The sequence below is a fragment of the Candidatus Symbiopectobacterium sp. NZEC151 genome (assembly GCF_025962655.1).
Taxonomy (GTDB): Bacteria; Pseudomonadota; Gammaproteobacteria; order Enterobacterales; family Enterobacteriaceae; genus Symbiopectobacterium.
On the sequence record NZ_JAGFPE010000005.1, the window covers coordinates 299,205 to 319,443 of the forward strand.

The window sequence follows — 20,239 nt, forward strand, 5'->3', positions numbered from 1 at the left end:
AAAAGAGGTACGGTGAGGGGGGTTACTGAGGTTTAAATTTAACCGGGTGATACCCAGACCAGAGCTGTCGCTTTTCCGGTTCCTTGGGTAGCGTTTTCCGCACAAAACTCCTGCCCGTATTGGTGAGCAAGCGGTTCAGATCAATAGGGGTATTGCCTTCGCTTTTGAACGCGCGGTCAAACTTTTTTTCTTTAATCGATTCTGGACTTAACGAGTCGACATAACCAGAAAACGCTTTTGTCTCCCGTTTGAAAGCATTGGCAATTTGTTGGCCCAAAGGGTTCGAACCATCTGCTGAGTAACAAGAAATGACTCTGATGTGCTGATAAAACGCCAGCGTTTCTGCTCGGTAATGATAGTCATACATGTACTTTAGGTCTGCACCATCAACCCTATCCGGTTTTCCCTCTAGTAACAGACTCATTTCTCCCTTGCCGTTGTCGTTAATGCGCCCATGGCCGAGGATGTTTAACCGTTTGGTACCTTTATACGTATCGTCGAACCAATAAATATGGCGTTCGTTTGGGTTGGTTTTTAAGTCACGAAAATCATGGCCCCAGCGGACATAGCGATCGTCCGACTTATCAGTGCTAAGCAGATTAACGTCCGAATCATGCACAATGGAGGCTAAGTTTTGCAAAAAAGACGGCGTAAGTGGTTCTTTGGGAAGCGATGATCGCGTTCCAGATGGCACGTTCATTAGCTGGAGGGGGGGGAATGGCGTAATCGGCATCGTAAATCAATGGTAATCACCTGATGTAAACATGTGTACATTTTGACAGGAGGGTAGTTAGTTAATCATCCATAAACAGATTGCTGGGCTACTGCGCCGTACTCCACGTGGTAATGGGCGAACTCTGCTACATCAATCCGATCGTTGACGCCGTCGATCGCATCAACATGATAGGAGAGAAGGCTGCTCCAATTAAGCAAGGATGAGAGGTAATGCTTTCTTTCTGTGGGAGCTCCTCCGCCTGTGCGGAGGATGCTGTGGGTAGAGTGACGTTGTCAGCAGGTTGAGAACGCCGCATTGAGCGGCGTTCTGTAGCCGATTACTGTTTTTGCAGGTCGAGGCGGTATAACGCAAAGCCCACGTCATCATGACCGAGGGATGTCATCGGGTATTGCGCTTTCTCTTTGATAAAGGCGGCTGCCTTCGCTGATGGCGCGGTTTCCACGCGGATATCCAGCGGCGTGTCACTGTTGATCGGCGCCAAACGCCAGTTGTTGTCCGCTTGAGGTTTCACCTCGCCCTGTTTTTGCGTTTCCGCGCTGATATAGGCAGCCAATACGGAACGGTTTTCATCCGGCGACGCGAAGGCCACGTACTTTTCTCCGGTTCCGGCAAATTTCTCGCCGTAGGCGCGGTAGTTATTGGTGGCAATCAGGAACGTCATCTTGGGATCGATAGGTTTGCCCTGATAGGTCAGATTAACGATCCGCTCGGCGTTGGGGTTCCGCGGCGCACACTCTCCGTCGTAACGGGCAGGCTGCGTCACATCGATCTGGTAGCTGACACCGTCAATCACATCAAAGTTATAGGTGCGGAAACCGTCCCAGTTGATCAGGGATTGCGGTGCCTTGCTGTGTACATCGATTTGATTGAATTGGCCCGCCGAGCACTCCAGCCACTCTTTCACCTGCTGTCCGTTCACTTTCACCACCACCAGCGTGTTGGGGTAGAGATAGAGATCGGCGGCGTTACGGAACGTCAGCTCACCCTTTTCCACTTCCACATAGCTGTTAGGATCGTTCTTTCTGCCGCCCGCTTTAAACGGTGCAGCGGCGGAAAGCACCGGGATATCCGCCAGATCGGGGTCGCCTTGAATAAAGTGCTGCACATAGGCGCGCTGCGCGTTATTGACGATCTGCACGGTGGGGTCATCCTGCACCAGTGACAGATAGCTGTACATGTTGTCAGCGGCTTTACCGATGGGTTTGCCGACAAAGGTGCGCGTTTGCTGATGCGCATCGGACAGCACGTTGACCAATTCTTTATCCGCGTCGGCACGCGATTGTTTTTGTGCCTTGTCGAAAATGGGGCGCGCTTGCGCTTTCCCCTGCGTCACCTGCCATTGGCCGCTGTCATTGTTAACCACCAAATCGACAATGCCCAGATGATCGCCCCATTGGCCGGGCATCACGGCGGGAACACCGTTCAAGGTGCCCTGCGCGATATCACTGCCGGGAATGGCGGCAAAATCTTTGCTGGGGAACACGGCGTGAGCATGGCCGAACAGAATGGCATTGATGCCCGGTATCTGGCTCAGGTAGTACACCGAGTTTTCCGCCATGGCCTTGTATGGCTCACCAGAAAGGCCGGAGTGGGGAATGACGACCACAATATCCGCCCCTTTCTGCCGCATTTCGGGCACCCACTTCTTCGCAGTTTCGGTAATGTCGGCTACGGTGACTTTGCCGCTCAGGTTGGCCTTATCCCACACCATGATCTGTGGCGGTACAAAACCGATATAGCCGATGCGTAACGTATGGGTCTTGCCATCGCGATCTTTTACCGGCGTGTCCTTGATCAGATAAGGCGTGAACAGCGGCTTGCCGGTTTTCGCGTCGAGCACGTTGGCGTTTACATACGGGAAAGCCGCACCGGACAGCGCTTTATGCAGATAATCCAGACCGTAGTTGAATTCATGGTTGCCGATGTTACCGACCGCATAGTCGAGACGGTTCATGGCGAGATAAACCGGATGCACCTCGCCCTGTTGCAGCCCCTTGGCCGCCATGTAATCGCCCAGCGGGCTGCCCTGGATCAGGTCGCCGTTATCCACCAGAACGCTGTTGGTGGCCTCCTGACGCGCACCGTGAATCAAACTGGCGGTGCGTACCAGACCGAATTTATCGGTGGGAGTATCTTTGTAATAATCGAAATCCATCATATTGCTGTGCAGATCGGTGGTTTCCAAAATACGCAGATCGACGGTGGCAGCGTGCAGTGAGGTGGTAACGAACAAGGCCACTAAACCTGGCGCGAGCGCGTGCTTCATATTGCCTGACTCCTTCATGTTGGCGTTGCACTTGGATTTGATACTCGTAAAGTATCCTACCAAAGGAAGTAAATTGGCATAGAATCATGACAGGTCAGTGGCGCACCTCACTCTTTTGACAAACAATAGGTCCGCTACTGCGTTGTAGGGTATACACCACGGGCACCAGAAAGACGAGGTTCATTATGTTGGAACAAATTTGCCAGTTGGCGCGCGACGCCGGTGCCGCCATCATGCAGGTGTATCAGGGCGAACGCCCGGTCGATGTCGCACATAAAAAAGATGCGTCTCCTGTGACCGCAGCGGATTTGGCGGCGCATGATATTATCAAGCAGGGGTTGGCGCAGCTGTTTGCTGATATTCCCTTGCTGTCGGAAGAAGATCCGCCCGCCTGGGACGTGCGCCAGCACTGGCAGCGCTACTGGCTGGTGGACCCGTTGGATGGCACCAAAGAGTTTCTTAACCGCAACGGCGAGTTCACCGTGAATATCGCGCTGATTGAAAACGGCGCGCCGGTGTTAGGCGTGGTTTATGTGCCGGTTACCGGTGTGATGTACGCGGCGGCGGGGGGGAAAGCCTGGAAAGAGGTGGACGGCGTGCGCCGTTTGATCCGTGTGAATCATGCGCATCCGCCGCTGGTGGTGGTGAGCCGTTCTCATCTGGACGCTGAGTTAAAAGATTATTTGCTTCAGCTTGGTGAACACCAGACGGTCGCGATTGGGTCCTCGCTCAAGTTTTGTCTGGTGGCTGAAGGCAAGGCCCAACTGTATCCCCGTTTCGGACCGACCAACGTATGGGACACCGCCGCCGGGCACGCCGTCGCTGCGGCTGCGGGCGCACAGGTGCATGACTGGCAGGGTAAAACCCTCAATTACGTGCCGCGTGAATCCTTTCTTAATCCCGGATTTCGCGTGTCGTTATTTTGATGTGTGCCGCAGTGTGAGCGAGACCGGCGTGGTGTGATGAGCGCCCACGCCGGTTATCTGTCGATGATTACTCTTTCAATAACTGTGGCAGCAGGCCCATCACCTGCTGCACGTCTTGCGCACTGAGCGCCCCGTCTTTGACATAGCGCACCTGCCCGCGCTTATCCAGCACCACTATTGCTGAACTTTTCGGTTCCAACTGCCAGGCTTTGCGAACATTGCCGTTGCTGTCGACGATAAACTGCGACCAGGGAAAGGTTTTTTTACTCTCTTCAAGGCTGCTGCGCACAAACGGGCTGGTACCGATAATGGCGTCGTCGGTATTGACGATTGTCGTCGTTTGGTAATATTCACGCGCTAGATTAGCGGCCTTGATGGCACTTATCAGCGGATCGTTCATCTCTTTGGCCGATGTTCTACCGGCAATGTGCTGGATGACGCGCACCTTTCCCGCGAGCTGTGCGCTGTTCCAGTTCTGGTAGCTAAACTGCTGGTTTTGATACATCAGCTCCCCTTTATCGGCAACGCCGGTCGGGGGCAGAGTGTTGTTGAGCGTAAGGTTGTGCGCCATGCCGGGCAGCGCCAACAGGGTACACAGGCTAAACAGGGCTATTCGCAGACGCAGCGTCGAGGTGTGGCAGGCAGTCATAAAGTGTCCTCTGGTAGGGAGCGGCGAAGGTTACGCGAAACCGTTGCTTAAGCGTAGAGGAGGATATCTGGTCTGTCCTGTCTAAAATGTGATCGAGCTTCACAATTTTTGTTACGTAAAGGTAAAAATAAAACTATGCTGATCGATAACGGAACTATCTTATAACAGTCTGAAAACCCCGTGAATTATGCTGTTTTTTTGTGTGGAACTAAATGCCATCTGGCGACACTAATAGTTAGGCGTTCTATTAACGCGTTATTTTATACCCCGGTTTGGGGACAAGAGAAAAATGAAAACGGGAGGAGAGATACAATGCGGATCTTCGAACGTTACAACCCGTTAAAAGTCGCGAAGTACGTGAAAACGCTGTTTCGTGGCCGGTTGTATATCAGAGGCATCGGTGCTTTCGAGTTTGATTACGGCAAAATATTACTGCCGAAAACCCAAGACAAACAGCATTTGCTGGTGATGTCTGAGGTGAACCGTCAGGTGATACGACTGCAAGCCGACATGGGCTAACGGTTCAAGAGGAACGCTGCTGCCGCCAGTGATGGGCAGCAGCAATGGGCCAGCGGTTCGGGCTGGCGCAGATCGAGGATTAGCTTTTGGGTTCTGCCGTGGATTCTGTATCGGCAATGGACGTTGACGCTGTGTTCTTCTCTTCAAGACGGGTGACCAGCAACTGGTCAATCTTGTAGCTGTCGATATCCACCACTTCAAATTTATAGCCAGCAAAGCGGACATAATCGGTGCGTTTCGGAATCTTGCGCAGCGTATACATCATAAAGCCGCCGATGGTTTCGTAATTGTCCGAATGGGGAAAATCGTCGATATCCAGCGCACGCATCACATCTTCAATCGGCGTGCCACCATCGATCAGCCACGAGTTTTCATCACGCGCCACAATCTGCTCTTCCTGACCCTGACCGACCAGATCGCCCATCAGCGTGGTCATCACATCGTTCAGGGTGATGATGCCGACCACCAGCGCATATTCATTGAGGATCACCGCGAAATCTTCGCCCGCCGCTTTAAAACTCTCCAGCGCTTCCGAGAGTGTCAGCGTATCGGGCACGATCAGTGCGGTGCGGATTTGAATGCCGCCATTGAGCGCCAGGCTCTGGTTAGCCAATACCCGGTTAAGCAGATCCTTGGAGTCGACATAGCCTACGATCTGATCGATGTTGCCGTTACACACCAGAAACTTGGAGTGCGGTTGCTGGGCAATTTTCTCTTTGATTTGCGCTTCATCTTCGTGCAGATCGAAAAACACCACGCTTTCCCGCGATGTCATCGACGACGGCACAGTGCGTGATTCCAGCTCAAAGACGTTTTCAATCAATTCATGTTCCTGCTTACGCAGCACGCCCGCCAGCGCCCCGGCTTCTACCACCGCATAAATATCGTCGGAGGTGATGTCGTCGTTGCGTACCATCGGCAGTTTGAGCAAACGAAAGATCACATTCGACAGGCCGTTAAAAAACCATACCAACGGACGGAAAAAGAACAGGCAGAAGCGCATGGGATTGATAATCCGGATAGCGACCGCTTCCGGTGTCGTCATGCCAATGCGTTTCGGCGTTAAATCGCCCAACAGAATAAACAGGCTGGTCACCAGCACAAAGGAACAGGCAAAGCTGACGGTATCGGCCATTTCTGGCGTCATAAAGCGTTGGAAGAACAGGGTGAAATAGGGGGAGAATGCTTGATCGCCAATAATACCGGCCAGAATGGCCACGGCGTTAATGCCGATTTGAATAACGGTAAAAAAGATACCGGGCGTTTCCTGGAGTTTGAGCACCATAGCGGCGTTAAGGTTGCCCTCATCGGCCATCTGTTTAAGTTTTATTTTGCGTGAAGCGGCCAGCGATATCTCGGACAACGAGAAAAACGCACTGAGCGCGATCAGAAGAACTATCAGTAATAAACTGTTTAACATATGTTTTCCGGCCATCGTGGCCAGATCCTCAGGAAGGTCATGAATGCATGAATAGTAATAATCGCATTAGATGACAGAATGAATAACGCCGCCGTAACGGATGTCAGGCGGCGCAAGCATTATAACGGTGTTGATAGGCCATTTGGCAAGCATGGCGTAAAATATGAGCAATTTATCAGGCGTTGGGCGGTAAACACAGGCCGATGCCCGCCAATCCGCAATAGCCGCCGGGATTCTTGTGCAGGTATTGCTGGTGTTCATCTTCCGCGTAATAAAAGGGGCCCGCCTGAACGATTTCGGTGCTGATGGTGCGCGCATCACCGCTGGCGCGCATGGCTTGCTGGAAACGCGCCAGACTGGCCTGCGCCAACGTCATCTGTTCTGCGGTGAGCGTGTAGATGGCTGAGCGATACTGGGTACCAAGATCGTTACCCTGCCGCATGCCTTGCGCCGGATCGTGGTTTTCCCAAAACAGTTGTAGCAGGCGATCGTAGCTGATGACGGCTGGATCGTAGACGATGCGCACCGCTTCAGCATGATCGGTCAGGCCACTACAGACTTCACGGTAGGTTGGGTTCGGCGTAAAACCACCGGTGTAGCCTGCTGCGGTGCTGTAGACGCCTTCCTGCTGCCAGAACAAGCGTTCCACGCCCCAAAAACAGCCCATGGCGAACAGCGCAACGTCCATATTATCAGGAACGTGCGTCATGGAGTGTTGGCTGACAACGTGCAGGCGTGCCAGCGGCATCGGGGTGCCTCGCCCGGGCAGCGCGTCTGATTGACGGATACGTTGGTTTTTATCACTGTGCTGTGCCACGTTGTTACTCCCGCGATAATCCATGTTATTCATAGGTAGCAGAATAACTAAGAAAGTTCACGCTGTCTTTATGGTTAAAGCCCGTTTAAGGTTAAGGTGTTGCGCAACCTGCATTTTTGAAATTACTCATTACACTTTAGAGTGGGTGTAGATGAGGATGTTGAGTGGGATTGTTTTTGACATGATTTTCAACACACGCCTGTGTAGAACAATATAAACGAACGTGGGGAGTTGGCGTGTCACGATACCGTACTTTGCTTTTTGTGTGCCTGCTGGTAACTGCATCGTCCTATGCAGCGAATGTGCGCTTGCAAGTGGTGGGATTGGAAGGGGAATTACAGCGCAACGTGCGTGCGCGGTTATCGACCATCGGCCCTGATGAGGTCAGCGCCGACGGGCGCTTTCGTGCCCGGGTTGATGATGCGATCCGGCGTGGGTTGCGGGCGCTGGGGTATTACGATCCGCAAATCAATTTCGAATACCGCCCGGCAGAAAACGGTGGACGCCCACTGCTGCTGGTGACGGTGACGCCGGGCGAGCCAGTCAAAATCGCGGGCACCCATGTTCTGCTGCGCGGCGATGCCAGCAGCGACAGCGATTTCCTCCAACTGCGCCGCCGCAGCCTGCCTGCGATAGGCAGCGTGCTGAACCACGGCGACTATGATGATTTCAAACGGTCATTGAATAACCTGGCGTTGCGTAAAGGGTATTTTGATGCGCACTACGACAAAAGCCAGTTGGGTGTGATCCGCGAAACGCGGGAAGCATTCTGGGATATTGATTATGACGGCGGCACTCGCTACCGTTTTGGCGACGTGCACTTTCAGGGCAGCCAAATCGATGAAGCCTATCTGCGCAATCTGATCCCGTTTAAGCAGGGCGATGAGTACACCAGCGAAGATCTGGGCGAATTTAACCGACGTTTGTCCGCCACCGGGTGGTTTACCTCGGCGGTGGTCTCCCCCAATTTCACGGCGGGAAAAACCGATAAAATGTTGCCACTGGATGCGGTCGTCACGCCGCGTGCGCGCAATTTACTGGAAACCGGGGTAGGCTTCTCCACCGACGTGGGGCCGCGCTTTCAGACCACGTGGCGCAGACCATGGATCAACGACCGTGGACACAGTCTGGAAAGCAGCCTGAGCGTTTCGGCACCGGAACAGTCGCTGGATTTCAGTTACAAAATCCCCTTGCTGAGAAGCCCGTTGGAGCAGTTCTATTTGCTGCAAGCCGGTTTTAAACGCGAAGACCTGAATGACACCAAATCAGACGGCACCATGCTGAACGTGGCGCGCTTCTGGACGCTTAATCGCGGTTGGCAGCGCTCCATCAACCTGCGCTGGAGTCTCGATCACTTTACCCAAGGCAGTGTCACCGATACCACCATGCTGCTCTATCCCGGCCTGACGCTGAACCGCACGCGGCAGCGCGGCGGGACCATGCCCACCTGGGGCGATTCACAGCGCTATTCGCTGGATATCTCGGACACCACCTGGGGCTCGGATATCGATTTTGCGGTGATACAGGCGCAGAACGTCTGGATCCGCACGCTGGAGGATAAGCACCGTTTTGTCGCGCGTGGCAACGTCGGTTGGATTGAAACCAACAGCTTCTCCCGCGTGCCGCCGTCATTGCGCTTCTTCGCCGGGGGCGATCGCAGCATTCGCGGCTATAAATTCCGCTCCATCTCACCGCGCGATGATGAAGGCAAATTGACCGGTGCGTCAAAATTGCTGACTGGTTCTCTGGAATACCAGTACAACTTTACCGGGCGCTGGTGGGGAGCGGTGTTTGTCGATACCGGCGATGCGGTAAACGATCTCAAGATCAATGACCTGAAAACCGGTGCCGGTGTCGGGATCCGCTGGGCCTCGCCGGTGGGACCGGTCAAATTCGATTTTGCCGTTCCGGTGAACGATTCCGAGAAACGTAACGATCTCCAGTTTTATATTGGTTTGGGGCCTGAGCTATGAGCCTGATAAAGAAAATAGCCATTGGGGCCATCGCATTGTTGTTGCTGTTGCTGATCACGCTGGCAGGATTACTGTTTACCACGCCGGGGCTACATCTGTTGCTCAATGGCGCGGCGCGCTGGGTGCCGGGCTTGGAGATCGCCGAGGTGCAAGGCGGTTGGCGCGATCTGACACTGCGCGGTGTCGGGTATCAAACGCCGGGTATCACGCTCAACGCCGGTGAACTGCACCTCGCGCTTGAGCTGGGCTGCCTGGCGCGCAGCCAGATTTGTATCAATGATATTGCGCTACGCGAGCTCGATGTTGTGATCGACAGCAGCGCCATGCCGCCGCCCGCAGAGGCTCCGGCCCCGAGTGCGCCGGTGGGCGAGCTCAAGGCACCGTTCCCGATACGCCTTAGCCAACTGACGCTGAACAATATCCGCGTCACGCTGGATGATACGGCGGTCTCGCTGGGCGAACTGCGCACCGGCATGCACTGGGAAGGACGCGCGTTGACCTTGCTGCCAACGCAAATCAATGCGCTGCTGGTGGCATTGCCGAAAACCAAACCAGCAGCGGATGTCGTAGAAAGTACGCTGGCTGCCACCGAGGATGGCAAAGTCACCGCATCGGAAGTGGGCGATATCGCCTCCGCCACGGCACAGGCCGCTGCCTCACCGCCGGTGGAAGCAACGCCGTCCACACCGGAAAAAGTGGCAATGCCACCCGCATTGGGCGAGCAGCTACAGGCGCTGTTTGCCAAGCCGCTGCTGCCGGCGTTGCCCGAGTTCACGCTGCCGCTTGATATAGACATCAGCGAGTTACGTGGGGAACAACTGCGGCTGACGGGCGATCAAGACATCACCCTCACCACGTTGCAATTGAAAGCCGCCACCCAACAGCAACACATTAAACTGGAAAAACTGGCAATCCAGTCGCCGCAAGGTGCCCTGCACGCGGCGGGCGAGGCCACGCTGAGTGATAACTGGCCGCTGTCGTTTGTTCTGAACGGGGTGGTGAATACCGCGCCGTTGAAAGGCGAGAAGATCAAACTGACGGTAGAGGGCAGCCTGCATGACTGGCTGAACACCACGCTTAACCTGTCCGGGCCGCAGCGTGCGCTGCTCACCCTGAAAGCGCAGTTGGCCCAGCCTGAATTGCCGTTGGCGTTGACCGTGCAGTCTGAACGTCTCGCCTGGCCGTTAACCGGAGAAGCGGAGTATCAGGCCAATAATCTGGCGTTAAGTCTGACCGGGAAAGCCACCGATTATGCCTTAAAGATCAACGGTGATATTCGCGGTAGCGCCGTGCCGCCCGCCACGCTGGCATTGGAAGGCAAAGGCAATTTACAGCAGTTTGATATCAGCCCGCTGCGACTCTCTGCGTTGCAAGGCACCACCGAATTGCGCGCGCTGGTGGACTGGAGCAAGGCCATCAGTTGGCGCAGCGAGCTGGTGCTGGATGGCATTAATACGGCGAAACAATGGCCGGAATGGCCGGCGCGCATTGATGGCAAGGTAAGCACGCGCGGCAGTTTCTACGGCGGTAACTGGCAGGTGGCGGTTACCGAACTGCGCCTGAACGGCAATATCAAGCAAAACAAACTGACAGCGCAGGGCTCGCTGAACGGCAATGCGGCGGGACAGTGGCACATTCCCGGCATCAACCTGGCGTTGGGGCGAAACCAGCTGAACGTCAAAGGCGATTTAGGTCAGCAATGGCAACTGGACGGCGTCATTGATGCGCCTGCGTTAAACGGTGCGTTGCCGGGGCTGGCGGGGCGCGTTGCCGGTACGGTACGGCTGCGTGGCAACCACACCGCACCGCAGCTGTTGGCAGATCTCAATGCCACAGGGCTGCGCTGGCAGGGCTTATCGATCAACCGCCTGACGCTGGAAAGCGATGTGCGCTCGAAGGCGCAAGTGAATGGCCGCATGGCGTTGCGCGTTGAGCAATTGCAGCAGGAAGGGCTGAAGGTTTCTCTGCTGACGCTGAACGCACAGGGCAACGAGCAGCAGCATCAGTTGCGCTTGAACGTGGAAGGGGAACCTGTCGCCGGACAACTGACATTGACCGGGCATTTCGACCGGGCGCAGCAGCGCTGGCGCGGCACACTGGATCAAACCCAGTTCACTACGCCGGTGGGAGAATGGCGTTTGTCGCCCTCAATGTCGCTGGATTACCAGCAAGCGCTGGCGCGCATCACGCTCGGTGCACACTGTTGGCAAAACCCGAATGCGGAGCTGTGCGTGCCGCGAGCCGTCGATATTGGTCCCAGCGGCCAGGCCAGCGTGGTGTTGAACCGTTTCGATTTGAAGATGCTTGAACCGTTTTTGGGCGCAGACACTGCGCTGAGCGGGGTATTTACCGGCCGAGCCGACGTCGCCTGGCAACCGGGCGGCGGGCTGCCGCAGGCAAAAGTCGCGCTCACCGGAAACAAGGTTGCGCTGCGCCAGCAGATGAACGGCAACACGCTGCCTGTCGATTTTGACACTTTCACGCTGAATGCGGACCTCGATCGCGGCCGTGCGGCGCTGGGGTGGCGTATCGCCATTCACGATAACGGTCAGTTCCGCGGTGATATTCAGGTGACGGACCCGCAGGGGCGACGCCAACTGGGGGGCGATATCGCCATCGACAAAATCTCCCTTGCGCTGCTGAATCCAGCGCTGAGTCGGGGAGAAAAAGCGGCGGGTATGCTGAACGGCGCGTTGCGCGTTGGCGGTAATGTGCGTCAGCCGCAGTTAAACGGACAGCTGGCGCTGGAAGGGCTGGACATCGACGGTCACTGGATGCCGGTGGATCTGACCGATGGCCGTTTGGCGGTGAGCTTTAACGGCATGAGTTCTACGCTACAGGGCTTTCTGAAAACCACGCAAGGGCAGCTTAATCTCAACGGTGATGCGGATTGGCATCAGCCGGAGGCGTGGCGGGCACGTATTGCAGCGAAGGGCGACCGCGTTCGTGTCACGCTGCCGCCGACGGTGCGGCTGGATGTTTCGCCGGATATCGAGTTTGTCGCCACGCCGCAGCTCTTCACGCTCAATGGTTCGGTCAGGGTGCCGTGGGCGCGTATTACCGTACAACAGATGCCGGAAAATGCGGTGGATGTCTCCTCCGATGAAGTGCTGTTGGATGAACAGCGCCAGCCTTTAACGCGCAACACCGCAGCGATCCCCATCAACAGTAACCTGACCATTCGCGTGGGGGACGATGTACGCCTTGATGCCTTTGGCCTGCGTGCCAGTTTGCAAGGCGATCTGAAAATGGTGCAGGACGAGCGCGGTTTGGGGCTGAACGGCCAGATCAACATCCCTACCGGACGTTTCAAGGCCTACGGGCAGGATTTGATTGTGCAAAAAGGGATTCTGGTGTTCTCCGGGCCGCCAGCCGAACCGAATTTGAACATCGAAGCGGTGCGCAATCCTGATAATACGGCGGATGGTGTGACGGCGGGTGTGCGCATCACCGGCGCGGCCAGCGCGCCGCACATCGAGGTGTTTTCCACCCCGACATTATCGCAACAAGAAGCATTATCTTACTTGTTACGAGGTCAAGGGCTGGACAGCACCGGTTCAGACAGTAATATGATGACCTCTGCCTTAGTAGGGTTAGGGGTTGCACAAAGTGGTCAAGTTGTGGGTAAAATCGGCGAGGCCTTTGGCGTAAGTGATTTAGCTCTGGATACACAGGGCGCTGGCGACGACTCTCAGGTTGTGGTCAGCGGTTACGTCCTCCCAGGCCTTCAGGTCAGATACGGCATTGGCATATTTGACTCTTTAGCAACGTTGACGTTGCGTTATCGGTTAATGCCAAGACTCTATTTGGAAGCGGTGTCAGGTCTTGATCAGGCACTGAATGTGCTCTATCAGTTCGAGTTTTAGCGATGCGAATTATTGTTTATGGCAGTTTACGACGCAAACAGGGAAACAGTCACTGGATGACGAACGCACAGTGGCTAGGGGATTGTCAGCTCGGTGGTTACGAGATGTATGACCTTGGCCATTATCCTGCGGTGGTAGTCGGGGAGGGGGAAATTTTTTGCGAAGTATATCGCATAAGCTCATCCATCCTGACGGAACTCGATGCGCTAAAGCGTGATGGTCACGATTATAAGCGCGAGTTGATCAACACCCCGCTCGGGAGCGCGTGGATCTATCTGTATCAACACTCGGTAACAGGGTTGCCGCGTATCGACAATGGTGATTGGTTGACGCGCGAGCAGTAATGATACCACGTAGTGTGTAAATACCATCGTAACCGGCGCGGTGTCGGTTACGGTTCACGCCATTTCGTTATCCTTCTATTAACAATAATGCTTCTCATTATCAATCCCGAATGCTAAGGTAAACGCCCCCTTTTGGGCCGGCGCGGGGCCATTCTGGCTGCCCCAGAGGAATAAGATGAGAAAGGTCATGGCAGAAAAACAAAGATACCGCATTTTTAACGTCGTGCTGGCGCGCAAGGTGTACCTGACGCCTTCGCTGATGCGCTGCGTATTTTCCGGCGAATCGGTGCGTCAGATGAAAATGGATGCACCGGATCAACGCATCAAGCTGCTGCTTCCTCCCGCCGAGGGCGTTTACCCCGATTTGCCAGATAGTGATGACTGGTATCGTCAGTGGTTGGCGCTGCCCAAAGCACAGCGGCCGGTGATGCGTACTTACACCCTGCGCGAGGTGGATGCGGCTAACGGTGAAATGGCGGTAGAGTTTGTGGTTCATGGCACCGAGGGCCCGGCGTCTGCCTGGGCAATACAGGCGCAAGCGGGGGATGCATTGCGCATCGTTGCGCCGTGCGTGGGGGATTATGAAGGCGACAGCGGTGGCTATGAGTGGCTGCCGCCAGCGGAGATGACCCACGCCTTGCTGATTGGCGATGAAACCGCGTTACCTGCTATCAAGGGCATTCTGGAACAGTTGGCGCAGTACGCTACCCCCGTGCAGGTGCAGGCGTTTATCGAAGTGCCGCTGGAAGCCGACTGCGTAGATATGAGCGCGTTTGCCTTTGCCGAGGTGCACTGGCTGCCGCGTAAGCCGCAGGGGGCCTGTTACGGCGAGCGACTGCTGCACAGTGTGCGAGCGCATGTGCGTTTACCGGAGAGGCGCCCGGAAGCAGAAACTACCGAATTGCATGAAGTGGCAGAAGGCGAGTTGCTGTGGGAGTCGGCCAGTCAGACGCACGGCCAATTTTTTGGCTGGGTGGCGGCGGAGTCTTCGGTGGTGAAAAACCTGCGGCGTTACTTATCCGGTGAACGTCAGGTGCCACGCGACATCATCACGTTTATGGCTTACTGGAGCCGCGAACGGCAGCGCGATGTTTGACAGATTGCTGAAAACAAAACGGCGAGGAGAGCCCTCGCCGTAACATAGGTTGCGCAGTGCGCTACACGCTTATTTTTTTGCGCGTTCGAAGGAGGCAACGATCTCGGCTTTGGCCGCTTCTACGTCTTCCCAACCTTCAACTTTCACCCATTTGCCTTTTTCCAGCGCTTTGTATTGCTCGAAGAAGTGGGCAATTTGGCCACGCAGCAGTTCCGGCAGATCGTTCACATCCTTGATGTGATCGTATTCTTTGCTCAGCTTGGTGTGCGGCACCGCAACCACTTTGGCATCTTCACCGGATTCGTCGGTCATTTTCAACACGCCAACCGGACGGCAGCGGATCACTGAACCGGGTTGCAGCGGGTAAGGGGTCGGCACCAGCACGTCAACCGGGTCACCGTCCAGAGACAGGGTGTTGTTGATGTAGCCGTAGTTGCACGGGTAGAACATGGCGGTCGCCATGAAACGGTCTACAAACAGGGCGCCGGTTTCTTTATCGACTTCGTACTTGATGGGGTCAGCGTTGGCTGGGATCTCAATCACTACATAGATATCATCCGGCAGTGATTTGCCCGCCGGGACGTTGATCAAACTCATGTCTGTTTCCTTTTTTCTAACGTCAGAAATGGAGTGGCGGCCATTATAGCCAACCCATTTATAAAGTGCTGCGGTTTTTCAATCTCAGCGGCGTTTAGTCAGCGTCATCGTTCGGCGGGGTTTCTTGTTTGCCACGGCGCTTCCAAATTTTGCCTTCCTGCCCGCGCCACAGACGTTGAATATTGTCGTGATGCCGCATCAGGATCAGGCAAGAGAGCATGGCTACCGGAAAGGTAAACTGAGGTTTGAACCACCACACGTAAAAGGGCGCGATCAGGGCACTCACAATGGCACCGAGGGAGGAATAGCCGCTAAGCAGTACGGTAAGCAGCCAGGTGACGGTCATCACACCGGTCAGATCCCAGCCGACGGGCGCGATGGCACCAAACGCCGTCGCCACGCCTTTTCCACCGCGAAAACGGAAAAATACCGGATAGATATGGCCCAGACAGGCGGCAATGGCGGTGAGACCGAGATAGAGGGGCGGGACGCCAAGCGCATAGGCGCCCCAGACCGGTAACATGCCTTTCAGCACGTCAAACACCAATACGGTGGCGGCGGCGGCTTTGCCACCGATACGCAATACGTTGGTCGCGCCGGGATTTCCTGAACCATGCTGGCGTGGATCGGGCAGACCCGCGATGCGGCACACCAGAATCGCACTGGAGATGGAGCCGCACAGATACGCGAAAATTATCATGCCAAGCGCGGTAGCACTCATAACGCGGTTCCGTTGAATAAAGGTCGTTTTACAGTTGCCATCCGTGGATAATACGCATATTCCGGCGGAAGTGATACCAAACAGCGCCAAAAACAGAGAATGACGTGATGGATATTGTATTTATAGAAGAACTTACCGTGATTGCCACTATCGGCGTTTACGACTGGGAACAAACCATTTCGCAAAAGCTGGTGCTCGATATCGAAATGGGCTGGGATAACCGCAAGGCGGCCGCAAGCGACGATGTTAACGACTGCCTCAGCTATGCCGATGTCAGTGACGCGGTGATTGCCCATGTATCCAGTCAGCCGTTCGCGCTGGTTGAGCGCGTGGCAGAAGAAGTGGCGCAACTGCTGATGCAGCGCTTTGCCATTCCCTGGCTGCGTATCAAAGTGAGCAAGCCGGGTGCGGTTGCGCAGGCACGCCAAGTGGGCGTTGTCATCGAGCGTGGTACTCGCTAGTCCATTTTTTTATGAATCTTTTTTGTCAGTGAAACTAACTCTGCGTTTTTTAGTCTATTGTGGTGGTGTTTAAAGTGGCATTCGCGAGCAGCGTAGCCACTTTTTTTATGGGTGCTTCTTTTATTTCGGTTCGGAAAGGCAGGGCGCGAGCATGGCAGATCTCCACACGCTGGTGGTGGCATTTATTCTTGGGGTTGTTGAAGGGTTAACGGAGTTTTTGCCCGTGTCGTCGACGGGGCACATGATTATCGTTGGCAGTTGGTTGGGGTTTGATGATGAGAAGGCGAAAACCTTTGAAGTCATTATCCAACTGGGTTCTATCCTGGCGGTCGTCGTGATGTTTTGGCGTCGCCTGTTTGGGCTGATCGGCATCCATTTTGGTGCCGTTCCTCATGAAGGACGCGGTAAAGATCGTCTGAAGCTGGGGCATATTCTGCTGGCGATGATCCCGGCGGTGGTGCTGGGGCTGGTGTTTCACAGCACTATCAAGTCATTGTTTACTCCGCAGAATGTGATGTACGCCCTGATTGTCGGCGGTTTCCTGCTGCTGGCGGCGGAATGGCTGAAACCGAAAACGCCGCGTGCTTCCGGGCTGGATGATATCACCTATCGTCAGGCATTTATGATTGGCTGTTTTCAATGTCTGGCGCTGTGGCCAGGGTTCTCCCGTTCGGGCGCGACCATCTCCGGTGGGATGCTGGTGGGTGTTAGTCGCTACGCCGCCTCCGAGTTCTCCTTTATTTTGGCGGTGCCGATGATGATGGGGGCGACGGTGCTGGATCTGTATAAAAGCTGGCATTTCCTGTCGCTGGCCGATGTGCCGATGTTCGCCGTGGGCTTTATCACCGCGTTTCTGGTTGCGCTGGTCGCTATCAAAACCTTCCTGAAACTGATCAAACGCATCTCGTTTGTCCCGTTCGCGATTTACCGCTTCTTCGTGGCGGGCGTCGTCTATCTGGTGTTCTTCTAACTCAGAAGGGACGCTGAGCCTGCGCGGCCAACGCGCGCAGGTAGTCCAGATTGCATAACGTGATGTAACTGGCACGGCAGGTGATGTAACCCTGCCGTTGCCACTCCGCCATCAGGCGGCTCAAGGTCTCCGGGCGAATACCCAACTGTGTTGCCAACTGTCCGCGATTGAGCGGTAACCGAACCTGCGCGTTTGGCTGGCTGTCTTGCTGGGTACGATGCAGCCGCAGCAGGTAATCCGCCAGCCGTTCACCTGCCGAACTGGAGGTGAGCCAGTCAATCTGGTTGATGGTGGCGTAAAGCTTCTGGCTGAGGTTGCCCAACAGTTGCAGTGCCAGCGTGGGGCGTTGCAGGCAAAACTGATGCAGCGTCTCTCGTGGAATCAACATTGCCTGTCCGGCGCTGAGTGCACGAATGTTCATCGGGAAGCGGCCGTGCTCCATAAACACGGCAGCGAGCGCCACCCATTCGCCGCGAGCAAACTGCCCGAATACCTTGTCATCTCCCTGATAAGTATGGCGAAACGCCTGTAGCTCACCCTGTTCCACCAGCGGACAGTAGCGCATCTTATCCCCTTCGCGAAACAGTATTTCCCCAGCCTGAAAGTGGATACGACAGCACGCGCGTTGCAAGGCGAGCACCACCTCTTCAGGTTCGTTACGCAGCCACTGATGGGAAAACAGCACCTCGCAATGTTCCTCTGTCGGTATGGGTATTTTGACAAACGTCATTGGCGTCTCACTCACGGGGTTCTACAGTGTCGGGTAATCAAACAGAAATAATAATCATTTGCTTGTTTTCAGCAAGCACCTGAGCACGGTAATCGCGAAGAGGACGTAAGCATGTCAGAGAAACTGGCGGGACATAAATTTCTGGCGCGGTTGGGTAAAAAACGCCTGCGCCCCGGCGGGCGTGCAGCCACCGAGTGGTTGATGCAGCAGGGCGCGCTGACGCCATCGACCCGCGTACTGGAAGTGGCGTGCAATATGGGCACCACCGCCATCGAGATGGCGCAGCGTTATGGCTGCACTATCGTCGGGGTGGATATGGATAAAGCGGCGTTACAGCAAGCACGGCACAACATTCTGGCCGCTGGCGTCGAAGGGCGCGTGACGGTGATGGAAGCGAATGCGTTGGCGTTACCGTTTCCCGATAACCACTTTGACGTGGTGATTAACGAAGCAATGCTCACCATGTACGCCGACAAAGCCAAGCGTCCGCTGATTCAGGAATATTTACGCGTGCTAAAACCCGGAGGGCGATTGCTGACCCATGACATCATGCTGCTGCCGCAGGCATCAGGTGACGTTACGGCGCAGATGCGCGCGGCAATCAATGTTAACGTTCAGCCGTTAACGCTGGCAGGGTGGCGTAACCTGTTTCTTGAAGGGGGATTCAGCCAGGTGGAAAACGCGCAGGGTGCGATGACGCTGATGACGCCGTCTGGCATGATTTACGATGAAGGCTGGGGCGGCGCGGCAAAAATTGTGCGCAATGCGCTGAAGGTGGAAAACCGCGCAACCTTCCTTCGGCTGTTTCGCACCTTCCGCCGCTACCGGCACCAGCTTAACTATATTGCGGTTTGTAGCACTAAATAAGCCGCTTACGGGGTTGAAGCGGGAATTTTCTGCGCTTTCCACGCGGTAAGCGCAGCGATACGTCGCCGGTGCAGCTCATCGCGCACGCCAATACCCTGAAAACCGTCGGCCACGACGGCGCTACTGGTGACCGCGCTGGCAACGGTGAAGGCCTCGCGCAGGTAGTCGCCTTGCGGATAGAGCGATTCCTCAAACCCGGTGCGACCACGGGCATCCGCTTCACTGGTGAGCACCAGTTTTTCCAGCCGTTCCGGCTTGCGCCACACGTCCAGCGCATCAAACAGCTTCATCAGCGTTTTGGGCTGCAACACCGTTACGGTATGCGCCAGGTCATGATATTCCGCCACCAGCTTAGCCAGATCGCGCAGCGCATTAGGTACGCGCAGGCGCTGGCACAGTTGTTCCACCAGCTTCACGCCCGCCGGGCCGTGTCCGTGGTGGCGTGGCCACAGTGCGGGCGGCGTCAGCGCTTTTCCCACATCGTGGCACAGCGTGGCAAAACGTACATCTATCTCGGGGGTGAGGCGAGCGGCAATCATCAGGGTCATCAGGGTATGAACGCCGCTGTCGATTTCCGGGTGCCATTGCGCCGGAGCAGGCACGCCGTAAAGATTGTCGATTTCAGGAAACAGCACAGCCAGCGCACCGCAGTCGCGCAGCACCTGAAAATAGACGTGCGGCGAGCGGGTTGCCAGCGCCTTTTCCGTCTCTTTCCACACCCGTTCCGGCGTCAGAAAAGCCAGTTCGCCAGCGCGCGTCATAAATTGCATCAGCGCCAGCGTTTCCTCAGCAATTTGAAAACCGAGATGGGCAAAACGCGCGGCAAAGCGCGCCACGCGCAGTACGCGCAGCGGATCTTCTTGAAAGGCCGGAGAAACGTGGCGTAACAGACGCTGTTGCAGATCGTACCGACCGTGATAGGGGTCGATCAGTTCACCGTCTTCGGTTTGGGCGATGGCGTTGATGGTCAAATCGCGCCGCAGCAAATCCGCTTCCAGCGTAACATCGGGCGCAGCATGGCAAATAAAGCCGGTATAGCCGTTACCGGATTTGCGTTCAGTACGCGCCAGCGCATACTCTTCCTTGCTTTCCGGGTGCAAAAACACGGGAAAATCCCGCCCAACCTGTTGGTAGCCAAGCGCTAACATCTGTCCCGGCGTGGCACCCACCACCACCCAATCTCGTTCTGAAACCGGGAGGTCAAGCAGGGTGTCCCGCACTGCGCCGCCAACCAGATAACTCTTCAATACACACTCCTGGCTTTACCCACCCGGTCATTCC

At 55.5% G+C, this 20,239-nt stretch carries 18 protein-coding genes; 9 read left to right on the plus strand and 9 right to left on the minus strand.

What is annotated here, in order from left to right; genetic code table 11:
* Positions 1–22: 22 nt before the first annotated feature.
* Positions 23–733, minus strand: a complete 711-nt coding sequence (locus tag J5067_RS16720) for a hypothetical protein (protein ID WP_264644689.1) — start codon at positions 731–733, stop codon at positions 23–25.
* A gap of 319 nt (positions 734–1,052) precedes the next feature.
* Positions 1,053–3,002 carry a bifunctional 2',3'-cyclic-nucleotide 2'-phosphodiesterase/3'-nucleotidase gene (locus J5067_RS16725; RefSeq protein WP_264644690.1) on the minus strand — a complete coding sequence of 650 codons (1,950 nt, stop codon included), beginning with the start codon at positions 3,000–3,002 and terminating at the stop codon, positions 1,053–1,055.
* A 185-nt stretch (positions 3,003–3,187) separates the two neighbouring features.
* Between J5067_RS16725 and cysQ the strand changes: the two genes are divergently transcribed.
* The gene (gene cysQ / locus J5067_RS16730; protein WP_264651588.1) at positions 3,188–3,928 is read left to right on the plus strand and encodes a 3'(2'),5'-bisphosphate nucleotidase CysQ; all 741 of its coding nucleotides are present in this window, start codon (positions 3,188–3,190) and stop codon (positions 3,926–3,928) included.
* Between the two features lie 67 nt (positions 3,929–3,995).
* Here the strand turns inward: cysQ and J5067_RS16735 are convergent, their stop codons facing one another.
* Positions 3,996–4,577, minus strand: coding sequence for a YtfJ family protein (locus J5067_RS16735; protein ID WP_264651589.1), 582 nt, complete (start codon positions 4,575–4,577; stop codon positions 3,996–3,998).
* Positions 4,578–4,889: 312 nt separating this feature from the next.
* Between J5067_RS16735 and J5067_RS16740 the strand changes: the two genes are divergently transcribed.
* On the plus strand, positions 4,890–5,096 hold the full coding sequence (locus J5067_RS16740) for a DUF1107 domain-containing protein (protein WP_264644693.1): 207 nt from the start codon (positions 4,890–4,892) through the stop codon (positions 5,094–5,096).
* Positions 5,097–5,175: 79 nt separating this feature from the next.
* Here J5067_RS16740 and J5067_RS16745 read toward each other — a convergent pair whose 3' ends face one another.
* Both J5067_RS16745 and msrA read right to left on the minus strand, forming a co-directional pair.
* Complete coding sequence (locus J5067_RS16745) at positions 5,176–6,516, minus strand: hemolysin family protein (RefSeq protein ID WP_264651590.1); 1,341 nt, start codon at positions 6,514–6,516, stop codon at positions 5,176–5,178.
* A gap of 175 nt (positions 6,517–6,691) precedes the next feature.
* Positions 6,692–7,333, minus strand: coding sequence for a peptide-methionine (S)-S-oxide reductase MsrA (gene msrA / locus J5067_RS16750; RefSeq protein ID WP_264651591.1), 642 nt, complete (start codon positions 7,331–7,333; stop codon positions 6,692–6,694).
* Between the two features lie 236 nt (positions 7,334–7,569).
* Between msrA and J5067_RS16755 the strand changes: the two genes are divergently transcribed.
* The 4 genes from J5067_RS16755 to J5067_RS16770 all read left to right on the plus strand — a co-directional run bounded on the left by J5067_RS16755 (position 7,570) and on the right by J5067_RS16770 (position 14,612).
* Entirely contained in the window at positions 7,570–9,306 is a 1,737-nt protein-coding gene (locus J5067_RS16755) for an autotransporter assembly complex family protein (RefSeq protein WP_264651592.1), read from the plus strand.
* Positions 9,303–13,172, plus strand: a complete 3,870-nt coding sequence (locus tag J5067_RS16760; protein WP_264651593.1) for a translocation/assembly module TamB domain-containing protein — start codon at positions 9,303–9,305, stop codon at positions 13,170–13,172. Before J5067_RS16755 ends, J5067_RS16760 begins: the two co-directional genes overlap by 4 nt.
* Before the next feature lie 2 nt (positions 13,173–13,174).
* Positions 13,175–13,516, plus strand: a complete 342-nt coding sequence (locus tag J5067_RS16765; RefSeq protein WP_264644698.1) for a gamma-glutamylcyclotransferase — start codon at positions 13,175–13,177, stop codon at positions 13,514–13,516.
* Positions 13,517–13,703: 187 nt separating this feature from the next.
* The gene (locus J5067_RS16770; protein WP_264651594.1) at positions 13,704–14,612 is read left to right on the plus strand and encodes a siderophore-interacting protein; all 909 of its coding nucleotides are present in this window, start codon (positions 13,704–13,706) and stop codon (positions 14,610–14,612) included.
* A gap of 69 nt (positions 14,613–14,681) precedes the next feature.
* On the opposite strand, the gene ppa is transcribed toward J5067_RS16770, so the two are convergent.
* Entirely contained in the window at positions 14,682–15,209 is a 528-nt protein-coding gene (gene ppa, locus J5067_RS16775) for an inorganic diphosphatase (protein WP_222158056.1), read from the minus strand.
* Between the two features lie 94 nt (positions 15,210–15,303).
* On the minus strand, positions 15,304–15,930 hold the full coding sequence (gene plsY, locus J5067_RS16780) for a glycerol-3-phosphate 1-O-acyltransferase PlsY (protein ID WP_264644700.1): 627 nt from the start codon (positions 15,928–15,930) through the stop codon (positions 15,304–15,306).
* Between the two features lie 107 nt (positions 15,931–16,037).
* Here plsY and folB point away from each other — a divergent pair, with 107 nt between their 5' ends.
* Together folB and bacA are read left to right on the plus strand one after the other, a co-directional pair.
* Positions 16,038–16,391 (plus strand): bifunctional dihydroneopterin aldolase/7,8-dihydroneopterin epimerase, encoded by a 354-nt coding sequence (folB, locus tag J5067_RS16785; RefSeq protein WP_252320476.1) that lies wholly within the window; start codon positions 16,038–16,040, stop codon positions 16,389–16,391.
* Positions 16,392–16,542: 151 nt separating this feature from the next.
* Positions 16,543–17,361: an undecaprenyl-diphosphate phosphatase gene (gene bacA, locus J5067_RS16790; RefSeq protein WP_264626368.1), complete on the plus strand. Its 819-nt coding sequence runs from the start codon at positions 16,543–16,545 to the stop codon at positions 17,359–17,361.
* Between the two features lies 1 nt (position 17,362).
* Here the strand turns inward: bacA and J5067_RS16795 are convergent, their stop codons facing one another.
* The gene (locus J5067_RS16795; RefSeq protein ID WP_264651595.1) at positions 17,363–18,091 is read right to left on the minus strand and encodes a Crp/Fnr family transcriptional regulator; all 729 of its coding nucleotides are present in this window, start codon (positions 18,089–18,091) and stop codon (positions 17,363–17,365) included.
* Between the two features lie 111 nt (positions 18,092–18,202).
* On the opposite strand from J5067_RS16795, the gene J5067_RS16800 reads away from it, so the two are divergent.
* Positions 18,203–18,958 carry a cyclopropane-fatty-acyl-phospholipid synthase family protein gene (locus J5067_RS16800; RefSeq protein WP_264644703.1) on the plus strand — a complete coding sequence of 252 codons (756 nt, stop codon included), beginning with the start codon at positions 18,203–18,205 and terminating at the stop codon, positions 18,956–18,958.
* Between the two features lie 5 nt (positions 18,959–18,963).
* On the opposite strand, the gene J5067_RS16805 is transcribed toward J5067_RS16800, so the two are convergent.
* On the minus strand, positions 18,964–20,205 hold the full coding sequence (locus tag J5067_RS16805; protein WP_264651596.1) for a multifunctional CCA addition/repair protein: 1,242 nt from the start codon (positions 20,203–20,205) through the stop codon (positions 18,964–18,966).
* Positions 20,206–20,239: the final 34 nt, after the last annotated feature.

Excerpts from the sequence above, each read along its gene's own strand:
- J5067_RS16720 (WP_264644689.1), bottom strand. The coding sequence starts at position 733 with ATGCCGATTACGCCATTCCCCCCCCTCCAGCTAATGAACGTGCCATCT.
- J5067_RS16725 (WP_264644690.1), bottom strand. The coding sequence starts at position 3,002 with ATGAAGCACGCGCTCGCGCCAGGTTTAGTGGCCTTGTTCGTTACCACC.
- cysQ (WP_264651588.1), top strand. The coding sequence starts at position 3,188 with ATGTTGGAACAAATTTGCCAGTTGGCGCGCGACGCCGGTGCCGCCATC.
- J5067_RS16735 (WP_264651589.1), bottom strand. The coding sequence starts at position 4,577 with ATGACTGCCTGCCACACCTCGACGCTGCGTCTGCGAATAGCCCTGTTT.
- J5067_RS16740 (WP_264644693.1), top strand. The coding sequence starts at position 4,890 with ATGCGGATCTTCGAACGTTACAACCCGTTAAAAGTCGCGAAGTACGTG.
- J5067_RS16745 (WP_264651590.1), bottom strand. The coding sequence starts at position 6,516 with ATGTTAAACAGTTTATTACTGATAGTTCTTCTGATCGCGCTCAGTGCG.
- J5067_RS16760 (WP_264651593.1), top strand. The coding sequence starts at position 9,303 with ATGAGCCTGATAAAGAAAATAGCCATTGGGGCCATCGCATTGTTGTTG.
- J5067_RS16765 (WP_264644698.1), top strand. The coding sequence starts at position 13,175 with ATGCGAATTATTGTTTATGGCAGTTTACGACGCAAACAGGGAAACAGT.
- J5067_RS16770 (WP_264651594.1), top strand. The coding sequence starts at position 13,704 with ATGGCAGAAAAACAAAGATACCGCATTTTTAACGTCGTGCTGGCGCGC.
- ppa (WP_222158056.1), bottom strand. The coding sequence starts at position 15,209 with ATGAGTTTGATCAACGTCCCGGCGGGCAAATCACTGCCGGATGATATC.
- plsY (WP_264644700.1), bottom strand. The coding sequence starts at position 15,930 with ATGAGTGCTACCGCGCTTGGCATGATAATTTTCGCGTATCTGTGCGGC.
- folB (WP_252320476.1), top strand. The coding sequence starts at position 16,038 with ATGGATATTGTATTTATAGAAGAACTTACCGTGATTGCCACTATCGGC.
- bacA (WP_264626368.1), top strand. The coding sequence starts at position 16,543 with ATGGCAGATCTCCACACGCTGGTGGTGGCATTTATTCTTGGGGTTGTT.
- J5067_RS16795 (WP_264651595.1), bottom strand. The coding sequence starts at position 18,091 with ATGACGTTTGTCAAAATACCCATACCGACAGAGGAACATTGCGAGGTG.
- J5067_RS16800 (WP_264644703.1), top strand. The coding sequence starts at position 18,203 with ATGTCAGAGAAACTGGCGGGACATAAATTTCTGGCGCGGTTGGGTAAA.